This is a genomic window from Bradyrhizobium sp. CCBAU 25360 (genome assembly GCF_028128695.1).
Taxonomy (GTDB): domain Bacteria; phylum Pseudomonadota; class Alphaproteobacteria; order Rhizobiales; family Xanthobacteraceae; genus Bradyrhizobium; species Bradyrhizobium ottawaense.
This window is the reverse complement of sequence record NZ_LBJA01000040.1, coordinates 442,420-456,235: the sequence shown is the minus strand read 5'-3', so window position 1 is coordinate 456,235 and position 13,816 is coordinate 442,420. Positions and strand designations below refer to the sequence as shown.

Here is a 13,816-nt window from a genome sequence, read left to right as displayed (position 1 = left end):
CCCGGCGCGACTCCAGCCCCGACTGCGACGCCGACTCCTGGCCAGCAGGGTGGAACGCCGCCCGCAGCCGGAACCCCCGCTGCAGGTCCGCAGGCTGGTGCCCCGCCACGGCCGCCGGCGCCTCCCGCCGGCGTCGCGGCACCGAGCACCGTACCGGGCTCGGCGGCCGCCACGCCGCCACCCGACAGGGTGCGGAATGCTCCGCCGACGGTCGCGCCCGCCTTCCGGGCCGCGCCGACGATCGCCGCGCCCTTGCCACCTCCGCCGCGCCCGCAGCAGCGCGACCTGACCCCGCTCGCGATCGGTGCAGGCGTGGTGGCCGGCGCCGTGGTCGGCGCCACCATTGCCGACATGCACAGCCAGCGACGCGAGGTCGTCGAAGGCGGCCGCACCGTCTACACCGAGCCGGACCGCATCATCATCCGCGATCCGGGCGGGCAGGCTTACGTCCGCGGCAACGACCTCTATCGCTTCCGCTATGGCGCCCGTGACATCCGCACCGACACTGTCGGCGGTGAAACCCGCACCGTCGTGGTCCGTCCCGACGGCAGCGAGATCATCACCGTGGTCGGTGCGGACGGTTCGCTGCGGCGGCGAATCCGCAGGGACCCCCGCGGGGGCGAACTCGTCATCATCGACAACACCTACCGCGATCCGCGGGCAGTCGGCGGCTTCTATGTCGACGCGCCGCCGCCGGTCGTGAACATTCCCTATGATCGCTACATCGTCGACGCCCAGGAAGCGTCGCCGGACGTGATCTACCAGACGATGGTTGCACCGCCGGTGCAGCGGATCGATCGGCGTTACTCGCTCGACGAGATCCGCTACAGCCCCAATGTTCGCATGCAGATGCCGAGCATCGACGTCAACACGATCATCTTCGAGACGGGATCGTGGACCATCCCGCCGGACCAGGCGGCCCGGCTGCAGGTGATCGCCGACGGCCTCAACCAGGCGATCCAGCGCAATCCGCGCGAGGTGTTCCTGATCGAGGGACACACCGACGCGGTCGGCAACGAGGTCGACAATCTCTCATTGTCGGACCGCCGTGCGCAGTCCGCGGCCGAATTGCTGACGCAGCAGTTTGGTGTGCCCGCCGAGAACCTGACGTCGCAGGGCTACGGCGAGCAGTACCTGAAGGAGCAGACGCAGGGGCCGAGCGCGATCAACCGTCGGGTAACCATCCGCAACATCACGCCGCTGCTCAACGGCGGCCAAGCCTCGCTGCCGCCGCCTCCGGCCGGCACCGCGCCGCCGCGGTAACGGCAAGCACAAACGCAAATGGCCGGGAGCAATTCCGGCCATTTTTGTTTGGACAGCATCGCCGCTACCGCCGAGCGGCCAGCCCCAACGCGTCGACCATGAGGCGAAAGACTTCGGTATTGTCCATCGAGCCGCGCACACCATCGCTGCCCGGCCCGGTCGCGGTGAGGATGACGTCCTCACCCGAATGCACGCTGGCGCCGATCATTGCCGACAGATTGCCCGGGCGCAGCACCGCGCCTGGGACGTCCTTGTATTTGTCGTTGGCCTTGAAGGTCCCGTCGTCGCCCGCCTTGACGGTGGGCTCGTTGGGATTATCGAGCTTCGGGCGGAACGTCTCGTAGTGGTCCGGCAGGCTGGCCGAGAAGATCGCGAGCCGGCGGCTGACATCGACGCGTGACGGATAGCCATCCGCATCGGGCGCCGGATAATTGGGAAATCCGGCCTGCTCGTAGACGCCGACGCGCTCGCGCAGGGAAACGTTAGGCGTGGCGCTCATGTCGTCGTTGATCGTGCCGACAAGGCCGTTGGGATGATTGTGGTCCGCGAGCACCAGGATGAGGGTATCATCGCCCCGCGCACGCGCCCATTCGCGGGTCTGGCGCACCGCATTGTCGAGCATGATCGTGTCGTAGACGGCCCGTTCCATGTCGAGGACATGCGCATATTTGTCGATCAGTCCGGATTCGACCATCAGGAAGAAGCCGGCCTCGCTCTTCGCAAGGATGTCCAGCGCTGCCTGCACCTGCTCGGTCAAGTCAGGCTGCTCGGGAAACTTCTTCACGCCGCCACCTCTCAGGAATTTGCGGTCAAGCGCACCGTCCATGTTGCCCGTGGCGAACAGGCCGAGCAGCTTGCCCGTCTCCGGCTTTGCGGCAGAAGCGCTGAGCTCGCTCGCGGTGGTCGCCACCTGGTAGCCTGCGTCACGAAACTTCGCGATGTAGTCGGTCTCGTCCTTGCGCTTGGAGCCGGCGGCAGATTTCGGCAGGAAATTCGCGCTGCCGCCGCCCATCACCACATCCGGCCTGGCCGCGAACAACTGCTCGACGATCTCGTCATAGGCCGCGCGCCGGCGCGTATGCGCGACCATCGCCGCCGGCGTTGCGTCTTCGATCTCGGTGTTGGTGACGATGCCGATCGCCATGCCGAGCCGCCTCCTGGCGAGGCTCGTGATGGTTTCGACCCGGGGATCGTCGAACGGGCTTGCAGTGCGGTCCGCATAGACGCCGAGAGCGTTGACGGCACTCTTGTGCCCGGTCGCATAGGCGCTGGCCGAGTTCGCGGAGTCCGTGATGATCGAGTCCGAGCCCGCGGTCGCCACCAGGGCCATATGAGGCATGTCGTCGATGGCGAGCTTCCCGCGGCTCTTGCCCTCCGCAATGCCCTTGGACAGGATTCGGGCCGCGACCCGATGCGCCGGCGACATGCCATCACCGATGAACAGGATGACGTTCTTCGCCTTGCGCGGACCCGTGTCGTAGACCGTCCACGTGACGCTGCGCTGGCGCGTGCCGTCGCTCACATCCACGGCAATGCTGCCCGGCGTGGTCAGCGTGACGTCGCGCAGAATCAGCGCCGACTGCTCCTTGCCGTCCTCGCGCTCGATGAAGGTCGCCGAACGGCCGAACGCGGTCGCATAATCCGCGCCGTTCACCGTCACCTTCAACTTGGCCGGATCGACCGGCCCGGGAAACTCGACCTTGAAGTCGAACTGCGCGCCGGTCAGGATCTCGGCACGATCGATCGGATAGATCGTCTGAGCCGACAATGACGATGTCCCAACGAGGACGATGAGAGAGGCGAGTGCCGATCTCTTGACCATACGCGATGCTCCGCGATTCCGTTTCCAACAGGAGCGGAATCGTAACGGTCGAGCATGACATCGTCATTAAGCGCGTAGCTCCATCCGGGCTACGCGCAATCGTCCGGTGGGCAAAGGCGCGTGAGCGCCGTGCCCACCACTATCTCGGTCGCGGAAAGATGGTGGGCACGCTTTCGCTTTGCCCACCCTGCGGCAGCGAGGGCATTAGCCCTTGTCGTTCTCGAGCTTGAATATCTGCGAGCCTTCGCTGCCCGACAGCAAACCGGTCTTCGAATAGAGACCGAGCTTGGTCCGGGTATCGGCGATGTCGAGATTGCGCATGGTCAGCTGGCCGATCCGGTCGGCGGGCGAGAACGCGGCATCCTCGACCTTCTCCATGCTGAGCCTTTCAGGCGCATAAGTGAGGTTCGGGCTCTCGGTGTTGAGGATCGAATAATCGTTGCCGCGGCGCAGCTCCAGCGTCACCTCGCCGGTGACGGCGCGCGCGACCCAGCGCTGCGCGGTCTCACGCAGCATCAACGCTTGCGAGTCGAACCAGCGGCCCTGATAGAGCAGACGACCGAGACGCATGCCGCTGATGCGGTACTGCTCGATGGTGTCCTCGTTGTGGATGCCGGTGACGAGGCGCTCATAGGCGATGTGCAAGAGCGCCATGCCCGGCGCTTCATAGATGCCGCGGCTCTTGGCCTCGATGATGCGGTTCTCGATCTGGTCGCTCATGCCGAGGCCGTGGCGGCCGCCGATGACGTTGGCCTCCAGGAACAGCGCGACGGGATCAGCGAAGGTCTGGCCGTTGAGCGCGGTCGGCTGCCCTTCCTCGAAACGCACCACGACCTTCTCGGCCTTGACGTTGCAGTCGTCGCGCCAGAACGGCACGCCCATGATCGGGTTGACGATCTTGATGCCGCTGTCGAGGCTCTCGAGGTCCTTGGCTTCGTGCGTGGCGCCGAGCAGATTGCTGTCGGTCGAATACGCTTTCTCGGCGCTCATCTTGTAGGCAAAGCCCTGGGCGGTCATGAACGCCGACATCTCGGCGCGACCGCCGAGCTCGTCGATGAACTGCTGGTCGAGCCAGGGCTTGTAGATCTTCAGGCCGGGATTGGTGAGCAGGCCGTAGCGATAGAAGCGCTCGATGTCGTTGCCCTTGAAGGTCGAGCCGTCGCCCCAGATGTTGACGCCGTCTTCCTTCATCGCCGCGACCAGCATCGTGCCGGTGACGGCGCGGCCGAGCGGGGTGGTATTGAAATAGGTGATGCCGCCGGTCGAGATATGGAAGGCGCCCGACTGGATCGCGGCGATACCTTCATGGACCAACTGCGTGCGGCAATCGACGAGCCGGGCCTTCTCGGCACCGAACTCCATCGCCTTGCGCGGGATCTCGTTGTAGTCGGCCTCGTCGGGCTGGCCGAGATTGGCGGTGTAGGCGTAGCAGCGCGCGCCCTTCTGCTTCATCCAGAGCAGCGCCGCAGAGGTATCGAGGCCGCCCGAAAAAGCGATGCCGACTTTCTCACCCTTGGGCAGGCTTTTCAGGATCGTGGTCATGGCGCTTCCAATCGGGTCTCAAGGGGCTGATGTCATGGACGGGTTGACCGCGCGAATATCAAATTTCGCGGGGCTCGGCACCCATTTAATGGCTTAAACCGAGGGTTCGGGACCGGTCTTGCCGCTGAACAGGCGCCGGCGGAGCCGGTAGGCGGGCATGTTCAGCCGGGTCAGGGCGGCGTCGACCGCCTCGTCCGAAAACCGGGTCCGTGGCCAGCGGTAAATCAGCGCGTAGGCAAACCAGATCACGACGAAACTGACGAGACCGGCGATCGCCACATCCGTGAAGAAATGGCCACCAAACGCCATGCGCAGCCCGCTGGTGACGGCGCCGAACACCACCGCGCCGGCATAGGCGAGCGGGCGCCATGCCGGCGGCGCCAGCGCAGCCGGCGCCAGCGTCCAGAACGCGGTCGCGCCCTCGCCCGAGAAGAACGAGCAGTTGCGCACGCAATCGCCCCGCGGATCCCACCACGCCACGAACTGCTGGTCGCCGGCGAACTGCGTCACCACCACCGGGCGCGGGCGGCCCCAATAGGTCTTGAAGGTGAGGTTGGTGAGGATGCCGGCCGACATGATGATGGTGACCAGCAGAAATACGATCGCGCGTCCCGACACCATCAAGGGACGGTCGGGCCGGATCATCTTGACAACGAGCGCCACAAGCGACGGCAGCACGAAGGCCCAGGCGACCCACATCGCGGCGTCCCGCGCAAAGCCCGCCCAGTCGTTCAGCTTGAGCGGAAAGGTTTTGGTTTGGGGGTCGAAGAACAGCGACGCGAGCTTGAGATCGAGCTCGGGATAGAGGCCGAAAACAACGCCGATCACGAGCCACAGCGCCAGGGCGATGAAGAGTCCAGTCCGGTTCATGGCGCGCGGTTTAGCGGAGTGGGACGGGGATGGAAACCCCGGAAGCGGCACGACTCATCGCGCGTCCGGCCTTGAATTCGACGGCAGCGGCGGAGGTGGCTGGCGCGGGGGCGGCGGGATGCGCCAGGCGCCGGCGTTGCGGCCGGCGATCAGCCAGTAGACCACGCCGGCGACGATGCCGGCGCCGGTCATGATCTCCAGATGGCGCCGCACGATGCCTTCGAACTGAAATGTGTCGGAGTGAAAGGGAACGAGGCCGAGATAGCAGCCAAGCCCGACGAGGCCGCCGCCAACGGCATAAGCGAGCACGCTGCGGATGTAGAGCGCCTCAGTGATCGCCACGATCACCGCCGCCGGCACCAGCGCAAAGCCGGAGACGAAGATGAAGCCGAAGCCCAGCAAAATGTCGATCGTGCCCTGATCGACGGGGCCGGCACCGAGATCGGCGAACTCCGGAAACAGCAGCGCGACGACGACGATCATGCCGCCGACGAAGCAGGCGGCAAGGAAGCCGATGAAGATGACGATGAGGCGGCCGATCAGGGACATCTGATGGACCTGTTGCGTATCATCGTCATTCCGGAGCGGTGCGCAGCGCCGAATCCGGAATCTCCAGATTCCGGGTTCGCGCTACGCGCGCCCCGGAATGACAGCTCATAAACGCAGATGGCCGGGTCAAGCCCGGCCATGACGAACGTCGAGTACGGTGTCATCCTCAATCCGTCATCGCCATGGCGCGCAGCGCCTGGCGTTCGCGTGCGCTGAGCTTCTCGGTCTCCGACTTGAGCTGGCCGCAGGCGGCGAGGATGTCGCGGCCGCGCGGCGTGCGCACCGGCGAGGAATAGCCGGCGTTGAAGATGTATTCGGAGAATTTTTCGATCTGGTCCCAGTCCGAACACTCGTACGCGGTGCCGGGCCAGGGATTGAACGGGATCAGGTTGATCTTGGCGTGAATGCCCTTGAGCAGCTTCACCAGCAATTTTGCATCGTCGAGCGAGTCGTTGACGCCCTTGAGCATAACATATTCGAAGGTGATGCGGCGCGCATTCGAGGCGCCGGGATAATCGCGACAGGCCTGCAGCAGCTCCTTGATCGGATATTTGCGGTTGAGCGGCACCAGCTCGTTGCGCAGCTCGTCGCGCACCGCGTGCAGCGAGATCGCGAGCATGACGCCGATCTCCTCGCCGGCGCGCACGATGTTCGGCACCACGCCCGAGGTCGACAGCGTGATGCGCCGGCGGGAGATGCCGATGCCTTCATTGTCGCCGACGATCAGAAGCGCATCGCGCACCGCGTCGAAATTGTAGAGCGGCTCGCCCATCCCCATCATCACGATGTTGGTGACGCGGCGCGTGCCGTCCTCGCGATCGGCCCAATCATTCAATCGATCCCGCGCCACCATGATCTGTCCGACAATCTCACCCGCGGTGAGATTGCGCACCAGCCGCTGGGTGCCGGTGTGGCAGAACGAGCAGTTCAGCGTGCAGCCGACCTGCGAGGAGACGCAGAGCGTGCCGCGATCGGTCTCGGGAATGTAGACGCACTCGACTTCATGGGCGCGCTCGACATTGTCGCCGCTCGGCAGACGCAGCAGCCATTTGCGGGTGCCATCGTTGGAGATCTGCTCGGCCACGACTTCGGGCCGGTCGACCGTAAAATGCTGCGCGAGTTCGGCGCGAATGCCCTTCGAGATCGAGGTCATGTCGTCGAAGCTCTGAGCGCCGCGGAAATAGAGCCAGTGCCAGAGCTGCTGCACGCGCATCTTGCGCTGCGCCGGCGTGACGCCGATCTCGCCGAGGCGATCGGCAAGCTCCGTGCGCGACAGACCGATCAGCGAGGGCCTCGCCGGCGGCACATAGGTCTCGAGTGGCGTCTTCTCCACCAGGATTGCGTTATGCGGCTCGGTCGTCGTCGGTTGCATTGAATGGACCTGACTAGGTGGTCGTTCCGGGGCGGCGCGAAGCGTCGAACCCGGAACCTCGAGATTCCGGGTCTGGTCCTTCGGACCATCCCGGAAAGACGGAAAAACTTGGAACCGGCCCTATATAGCAACCGGAACAGCCGATTGCGACCGTGGCTGTCGCTTAGCCTTAAAGGACTAAGCCGAGAGGCTTACCGCCGGCAATCCTGGGCGATCTTGTCCAGCGCCTGGGCGAGGCCTTTCAGCGAGAACGTGTCGGTCGTCTCGGTGCCCTTGGCCGACACCCCCTTGACGACCAGCTCGGCGGATTTGCGCATGGCTTCGACCATCCGCTCCTCCTCGGCCGCGTTCTTGATCCAGAGGCCGTCGCCCTGCGTGTACATGGCGAAGGCGGCGCCGCCGACCTCGACCGACGATTCCGAGCCCGGCTTCAGCGCGTAGCCGATCATGACCGAGACTTCGTTGTTCACCTTCTCGGCCGGACGGGTCGAGACGAAGGCATAAGCGGGATCGCGCGGCCGATTCGGCGGATTTGTCTTCGACGACGAGGGTTTGGCCAGCGCGAAGCAGACCTTCTTGCCGTTGGGCGTCGCCGAATAAGCGCCCCAGGTGCCGAACTGGCCGATCAGGGTCGGCTCCGCGCCACCCGCAACCGCCGCGGGCGGCGCCGCAGGCTTGCTCTCGGGCTTTGCCGCGCTCTTTGCAGTCGTATTGGCCGGCGGAGCCGCCGACTTCGGTGCGGCCTTCGGCGCCGGTTGCGCCGTCTGCGCCCGCGCAAGATCGGCGATCCCGCACGTCATCATGCCGATCATCAAAGCTAAAGATAGCACCCGCCACATGCTGGAGTGGTTCCCTCAATATTGTGACTGGAAGATGGCCCGGCCGCGCTTTGTCCCCCGGCAGGGATAGCCGGGAAAGTCCAATTTGGGAAGGCAGTTAGCGGTATCAGCGGCGCCTTAAGGTTTGGATCGCGCGGCGCGCTGGTCGGCCCATTGCGTCTCGGTCCAACGCAATAAATCCTCGGCGCCGGAACTGCGCAGATGCGCGCCACCGTCGATGACGACCATCTCGCCATTGATGTAGCCGGCGCGGTCCGAGACCAGGAAGCTGGCGAGATCGGCAAGCTCGCTGTGCTCCCCGGTCCGGCCGAGCGGATTGCGCGCGGTCCAGCCTTCGTCACGGCCTTCGGGGCGGAGCTGCCCCGACGCGCCCGCGGTCGGGAACGGACCCGGGGCGATGGCGACGGTGCGGATGGCTTTCGGCCCCCATTCCACCGCGAGGCTTCTGGTCATCGCCAGCAGCGCCGACTTTGCCATCGCCGACGGCACGGTGAAGGCGCGGCCGGTGATGGTCGAGGTCGAGAGGATCGAGAGCACGACACCGCCATGCTTGTCCTCGATCCAGCGCCTTCCGGCAGCGAGCGTGCAATACATCGCGCCATGCAGCGTCGGCGCGAGGATCGCATCGGCTGCTCGGAACGATAGATGCTCGCTCTGTGCGATGAACGTCGCAGCGGCGTTGTTGACGAGGATATCGAGCGGCGCCTCGCGCCAGATCTGCTCCATCATGCTGTCGACGGCCACGCCGTCGCGGATGTCGCAGGCGATCGTCGTGACCTTGCCACCTGTCTCGTCGCGCATCTCGCTCGCGGTTGCGTCCAGCCGGTCGAGCTTGCGGCCGCAGATCACGAGCTCGGCGCCGAGTGCAAGGAAACGGCGCCCCATCGCGGCGCCGAGGCCCGAGCCGCCGCCGGTGACGAGGATGCGCTTGTCCCTCAGCAGGCCTGTTTCAAACATCGTTTGAATCCTCCCCTTTCTTCTTGCTCCGTCGTTGCGAGCGCAGCGAAGCAATCCGGAATCCGTCCCGCGGAAATAGTCTGGATTGCTTCGCTCCGCTCGCAATGACGAGGATAGGCCGAACATGGCATCCAGCAAAGAAACCGGATTGTCGCCCGTGCCTAAATCCGGCAGAAACGGCCAAACTATAATTCCACTCGAAACGCCCAAGGTGCCGCCATGAAAGCCATCCTCTGCTCGCAATATTGCCAGCCTGACGATCTCGTGCTGGCTGAAGTGCCGGATCCGGTGGCCGGTCACGGCGAAGCGGTGATCGCGATCAAGGCGGCGGCGCTGAACTTCTTCGACATCCTGATGATTCAGGGCAAGTACCAGATCAAGCCGCCATTCCCGTTCTCGCCGGCCGCGGAAGTCGCGGGCGTGATCGAGAGCATCGGCGCCGGCGTGACCGATCTGAAGGTCGGCGATCGCGTCGTCGCTTCCTGCGGCCACAACGGCGCGCGCGAGAAGATCGCGCTGCCGGCGGCGTCGATCGTGAAGATCCCCGACAATCTCGACTACGACCGCGCGGCCGGCATCATCATCATCTACGGGACGGCGCTGCATGCGCTGGAAGATCGCGCCAGCCCGAAGCCGGGCGAGACGCTTGCCGTGTTAGGCGCGGCCGGCGGCACCGGCCTTGCCGCCTGCGAGCTCGGCAAGCTGATGGGATTGAAGGTGATCGCCTGCGCTTCGTCGGACGAGAAGCTCGAATTCGCGAAGGCGCATGGCGCCGAGCTGACCTTGAACTACGCCAAGGAGGATCTGAAGGAGGGCTTGCGAAAACTCACGGGCGGCAAGGGCGTCGACATCATCTTCGATCCGGTTGGTGGTGCCTATGCCGAGCAGGCGCTGCGCTCGATCGCGTGGGAAGGCCGCTTCCTCGTGATCGGTTTCGCCGCGGGCGACATTCCGAAGATGCCGCTGAACCTCGCACTCTTGAAAGGCTGCGACATCCGCGGCGTGTTCTGGGGCGCATGGACGCGGCAGAATCCGGAGAAGAACCGCGCCAATCTCGAGAAGCTCGTGAAGTGGACCGCGGAAGGAAAGATCTCGTCGCATGTCGACCGCACTTTCCCGCTGGCGCAGACGGCGGATGCACTAAAGGTGCTCGCGGGACGTCAGGCCATGGGCAAGGTGATTTTGCATCCGTGAGGATGTAGGCATCGCCATCGCCACATACACAACCGTCACCGCTCGAATCGCTGGCGTCGCTGAAGCTGCGCCAGCTTTTTCGTGCGCCGTCGCCTGGTAAAGCTCCCTCAACCATGCCCGCCAAAATTGCGGTGCATTCCCCGGCCTCGCCGCAATCAAACCCAAATCTCTCCCGATTCGCGCAAATCGTCGTCGTTTTTTGGGCTGATTCAGACGGCGATTTACCGGCTCCAGTTTGCGGGGTACTTCTGGACAACAATAAAAAGACTGAAGCCGGGAATGCCCCTGCGTTGCGTTAGTAATGGGGAGCATCACCATGGAGACGACGGCGTACCGCCCGTCGAAGGAGTCGAGTGCGCTCGACTTCCATCGAGCCGCATCACATCCACCGACCGCGTCCTTTGTCCGTGCGCGCGCCGCACGGGCCGATCTTTCGCAGGACGATCCGATTCCGCTGTTCCTGTCCGATCCGCTCGGCGCGCCGGACCCAAGCGAATATACGCCGGTGGAGTTGCGTTCCAGAATTGTGCCGCGTGTTCTCGCCGCTGTTCTGGCAGCGTCCACCCTGGCAGTTCTGGCTGTACTGTATCAATCCGACTTTCGCGGCTTCTTGACCGCCAATGCCGGTAGCTGGGTGGGGGTCGCGCCGGACATGGCCATGGCGTCGGCCATTGCGCCGGCGACACCGCAGACCCCGCTCAAGGATCCGGCCCGCGTGTCCAACACGACGCTGGCGAGCGCCGACTCACGGGACCTCCCTGCACCGCTGGTGCCAAGCCGCGAAGCGATAGCGACCGCCTATCAGGTTGCGCTGCAAGCGCAAGGACCGGTGCAAGCACCAGTGCAGGCACCGGAGCCCGTCGCGGCACAGCCTGCACCGCCTGAGCCGGTCAGGACGCTCGACGCCGACACGCTGGCAGGGTTGATGACGCGCGCGAAGAGCCTGTTGAGGATCGGTGACATCGCCGCAGCGCGGCTGCTGCTCGAACGCGCGGCCAATGCGCAAGATGCAACGGCCGCGCTTCTGCTGGCGCAGACCTATGATCCCACGGTGCTCGGCACCAGCGATGCGCGAAGTGTCATTGCCGACGCATCCGCCGCACGTGACTGGTACCAGCGGGCTGCATCACTCGGATCGGCGGAGGCGCGCCAGCGCCTCGTCCGGTTTCAGAATTAGAACTCTTCAGGGGACATCATGCGTAACGCTTTTGGAATGGCACTTGCCGCCATCATGACGATCTATGCCTCCACCGCCGGCGCCGAGCAGACCGAATACGATCCGGCCAAGGTCTCGGACGGCCTGAAGGCCATCTTCCAGTTCGGCTCGACCTCGACCAAGAAGGCGCTGAATGCCAACACCGTCACGCTGATCACCGGCACGATCGGCGGCACCTACGTGCAGTTCGGCGCCGACCTCGCCTCGGTGCTCGACGACGGCAACAAGATCCGCGTGCTGCCGATCGTCGGCCGCGGCTCGGTGCAGAGCGTTGCCGACATCCTGTTCCTGCAAGGCGTCGATCTCGGCATCGTGCGGGCCGACACGCTCGACTATCTCGAGCGCAAGGGTTTTGCCAAGGACATCAAGAAGCAGTTCACCTATGTGACAAAGCTCTACAACGAAGAGATGCAGGTGATCGCGCCGAAATCGATCGCGACATTGAAAGACCTCGAAGGCAAGAAGGTCAGCGTCGACCTGCCCAATGGCGGCACCTTCGTCACCGCGCTCACGGTGTTCGAGCGGCTCGGGATCAAGGCGAACTTCGTCTATGTCGAGCAGCGCATCGCGATGGAGAAATTGAAGGCTGGCGAGATCGACGCCGTCATCGTGGTCGGCGGCAAGCCGTACAAATCGGTCTCGACCTTCAACAATGACGGCCGCTTCCATCTTGCCAAGGTTGACTATGCAAAGCCGCTCCAGAGCGACTATCTGCCGGCGACGCTGACGACCAAGGACTATCCGAACCTGATCAAGGAGGGCGAGAGCGTGGACACCATCGCGGTGCCGGCGGTGCTCGCGGCCTATAGCTGGGCGCCAAACACCGAGCGCTATCGCAAGCTCGCGCTGTTCGTGGACGCGTTCTTCACGAAATTCCCGGCGCTCCAGAACGCGCCTTTCCATCCCAAATGGAAGGAGGTCTCGCTCGCGGCACCCCTGTCGGGGTGGAACAGATTGCCGGTGGCGCAGCAATGGCTCGACAAGCACGGCGTCGAGCCGGTGACACGGCAACGATTCGAGGCGTTCCTGAAGCAGAGCCCCACGGCCGCAAACGTGTCTGACGCGGACAGGGAAACGCTGTTCAAGCAATTCCAGGCATGGGACGCGGAGAAGGCGCGGGTGGAGGCGGGGAAGAAGTAGCGAGTTTCATCCTCACACTCACTGTCATCGCCCGCCTTGTACGCACTTGCGCGCTGGGGCGGGCGATCCAGTCTTCCAGAGGCAGTCACGATTGAACCGAGGAGCCGCGGCGTACTGGATTCCCCGCCTGCCGCCTTCGCTAAAGCTTCGGCGCCCCTGGACCTCAACCCCGGCGAAGCCTTGGCGTAGCCGGGTCGCGGGGAATGACAGCGTTGGCAGACCGCGCCTACTGCGCAGCGCCTTCTTCCATCTCACCCACCCCGCGCTTCAGCACAGCGCGCGCGGCTTCGCGATGCTCATTCGTGATGTGGCCGGAAACCATGCGGATGGCGGTGGCGAGCACGGCGGCGTCGTCGGCGAAGCCGAGGACCGGCATCACGTCGGCGACGAAATCGAACGGCAGGATGAAATAGGCGATCGCACCTAACAGCGCGGCCTGGACGTGGCGCGGGGTCTGCCGGTCGAACGCGCAGTAATAAGCAGCAAGCAGGTCTTCCGCGAACGGCAGCTGCGCGGCGACACGCTTCAGCTTGCGCCAGAAGCGGCGGCGCACGCTCTCGCGATCTTCCGCGAGCCGATCGGCCGGCTCGAAACCGACGCTGTGTTCGGCAGCCATGTTCGACAAACTCCCGTTCAGCCCGGGCGGCGGACCGCCGCATCCCGACTGATCACAAGATGGGGATGTGGCCGATCCCTGCAAGACGTCGGCCGGTCTCAGCCTGCGATCGCGTTCATCGTCTTGGCCAGCGCGATGTCGAGCGCCGTGACGCCGCCGGCGTCGTGGGTCGACAGCACCACCTCCACCGTCTTGTAGACGTTGCGCCATTCGGGGTGGTGATCCATCTTCTCGGCGGCCAGCGCGGCGCGGGTCATGAAGCCGAACGCCTCGTTGAAATCCTTGAAGATAAAGCTTTTACCGATGGCATCCCGGCCCTGAACCTCGCCCCAACCGGGTAGTCCGCCCAGCGCCTGCCTGCGCGCCTCCGCCGAGAGCCGTTCTGCCATGGTCATATCTCCGTCCTTCAGGGGAACTTTACCCTAACACCCCGCTG

General features: G+C 64.7%; 13 protein-coding genes. 4 read left to right on the top strand and 9 right to left on the bottom strand.

The features are described from left to right. Positions 1–1,263, top strand: a 1,263-nt coding sequence (locus XH81_RS21635) for an OmpA family protein (RefSeq protein ID WP_271596356.1), incomplete at its 5' end; no start/stop codon positions are given. Positions 1,264–1,327: 64 nt separating this feature from the next. Here the strand turns inward: XH81_RS21635 and XH81_RS21630 are convergent. The 7 genes from XH81_RS21630 to XH81_RS21600 all read right to left on the bottom strand — a co-directional run bounded on the left by XH81_RS21630 (position 1,328) and on the right by XH81_RS21600 (position 9,214). Then, on the bottom strand, positions 1,328–3,085 hold the full coding sequence (locus XH81_RS21630; protein WP_038973625.1) for an alkaline phosphatase: 1,758 nt from the start codon (positions 3,083–3,085) through the stop codon (positions 1,328–1,330). Between the two features lie 204 nt (positions 3,086–3,289). After that, entirely contained in the window at positions 3,290–4,627 is a 1,338-nt protein-coding gene (gene argG / locus XH81_RS21625; RefSeq protein ID WP_028139280.1) for an argininosuccinate synthase, read from the bottom strand. Between the two features lie 93 nt (positions 4,628–4,720). Beyond that, complete coding sequence (locus tag XH81_RS21620; RefSeq protein WP_028139281.1) at positions 4,721–5,497, bottom strand: phosphatase PAP2 family protein; 777 nt, start codon at positions 5,495–5,497, stop codon at positions 4,721–4,723. A 54-nt stretch (positions 5,498–5,551) separates the two neighbouring features. Then, complete coding sequence (locus XH81_RS21615) at positions 5,552–6,046, bottom strand: hypothetical protein (protein WP_028139282.1); 495 nt, start codon at positions 6,044–6,046, stop codon at positions 5,552–5,554. Positions 6,047–6,212: 166 nt separating this feature from the next. Beyond that, a complete protein-coding gene (rlmN, locus tag XH81_RS21610; protein ID WP_028139283.1) occupies positions 6,213–7,418 on the bottom strand; it encodes a 23S rRNA (adenine(2503)-C(2))-methyltransferase RlmN in 1,206 nt (401 codons plus the stop codon). A 191-nt stretch (positions 7,419–7,609) separates the two neighbouring features. Continuing rightward, positions 7,610–8,257, bottom strand: a complete 648-nt coding sequence (locus XH81_RS21605; RefSeq protein ID WP_028139284.1) for an invasion associated locus B family protein — start codon at positions 8,255–8,257, stop codon at positions 7,610–7,612. 117 nt (positions 8,258–8,374) lie between these two features. After that, positions 8,375–9,214, bottom strand: coding sequence for an SDR family oxidoreductase (locus tag XH81_RS21600; RefSeq protein WP_028139285.1), 840 nt, complete (start codon positions 9,212–9,214; stop codon positions 8,375–8,377). Positions 9,215–9,433: 219 nt separating this feature from the next. Here XH81_RS21600 and XH81_RS21595 point away from each other — a divergent pair, with 219 nt between their 5' ends. From XH81_RS21595 to XH81_RS21585, 3 genes are all read left to right on the top strand, one after another. After that, positions 9,434–10,408 carry an NADPH:quinone oxidoreductase family protein gene (locus XH81_RS21595; protein WP_028139286.1) on the top strand — a complete coding sequence of 325 codons (975 nt, stop codon included), beginning with the start codon at positions 9,434–9,436 and terminating at the stop codon, positions 10,406–10,408. A gap of 316 nt (positions 10,409–10,724) precedes the next feature. Then, positions 10,725–11,585, top strand: a complete 861-nt coding sequence (locus tag XH81_RS21590; RefSeq protein WP_028139287.1) for a hypothetical protein — start codon at positions 10,725–10,727, stop codon at positions 11,583–11,585. 18 nt (positions 11,586–11,603) lie between these two features. After that, positions 11,604–12,764 (top strand): TAXI family TRAP transporter solute-binding subunit, encoded by a 1,161-nt coding sequence (locus XH81_RS21585; RefSeq protein WP_028139288.1) that lies wholly within the window; start codon positions 11,604–11,606, stop codon positions 12,762–12,764. A 226-nt stretch (positions 12,765–12,990) separates the two neighbouring features. On the opposite strand, the gene XH81_RS21580 is transcribed toward XH81_RS21585, so the two are convergent. Next, the gene (locus tag XH81_RS21580; protein ID WP_028139289.1) at positions 12,991–13,380 is read right to left on the bottom strand and encodes a YkvA family protein; all 390 of its coding nucleotides are present in this window, start codon (positions 13,378–13,380) and stop codon (positions 12,991–12,993) included. A gap of 98 nt (positions 13,381–13,478) precedes the next feature. Next, entirely contained in the window at positions 13,479–13,775 is a 297-nt protein-coding gene (locus XH81_RS21575) for a 4a-hydroxytetrahydrobiopterin dehydratase (protein WP_256379485.1), read from the bottom strand. Positions 13,776–13,816 lie beyond the last annotated feature (41 nt).

Bases quoted from the DNA above. Each gene is read 5' to 3' on its own strand.
- XH81_RS21630 (WP_038973625.1), bottom strand. From the start codon at position 3,085: ATGGTCAAGAGATCGGCACTCGCCTCTCTCATCGTCCTCGTTGGGACA.
- argG (WP_028139280.1), bottom strand. From the start codon at position 4,627: ATGACCACGATCCTGAAAAGCCTGCCCAAGGGTGAGAAAGTCGGCATC.
- XH81_RS21620 (WP_028139281.1), bottom strand. From the start codon at position 5,497: ATGAACCGGACTGGACTCTTCATCGCCCTGGCGCTGTGGCTCGTGATC.
- XH81_RS21615 (WP_028139282.1), bottom strand. From the start codon at position 6,046: ATGTCCCTGATCGGCCGCCTCATCGTCATCTTCATCGGCTTCCTTGCC.
- rlmN (WP_028139283.1), bottom strand. From the start codon at position 7,418: ATGCAACCGACGACGACCGAGCCGCATAACGCAATCCTGGTGGAGAAG.
- XH81_RS21605 (WP_028139284.1), bottom strand. From the start codon at position 8,257: ATGTGGCGGGTGCTATCTTTAGCTTTGATGATCGGCATGATGACGTGC.
- XH81_RS21600 (WP_028139285.1), bottom strand. From the start codon at position 9,214: ATGTTTGAAACAGGCCTGCTGAGGGACAAGCGCATCCTCGTCACCGGC.
- XH81_RS21595 (WP_028139286.1), top strand. From the start codon at position 9,434: ATGAAAGCCATCCTCTGCTCGCAATATTGCCAGCCTGACGATCTCGTG.
- XH81_RS21590 (WP_028139287.1), top strand. From the start codon at position 10,725: ATGGAGACGACGGCGTACCGCCCGTCGAAGGAGTCGAGTGCGCTCGAC.
- XH81_RS21585 (WP_028139288.1), top strand. From the start codon at position 11,604: ATGCGTAACGCTTTTGGAATGGCACTTGCCGCCATCATGACGATCTAT.
- XH81_RS21580 (WP_028139289.1), bottom strand. From the start codon at position 13,380: ATGGCTGCCGAACACAGCGTCGGTTTCGAGCCGGCCGATCGGCTCGCG.
- XH81_RS21575 (WP_256379485.1), bottom strand. From the start codon at position 13,775: ATGACCATGGCAGAACGGCTCTCGGCGGAGGCGCGCAGGCAGGCGCTG.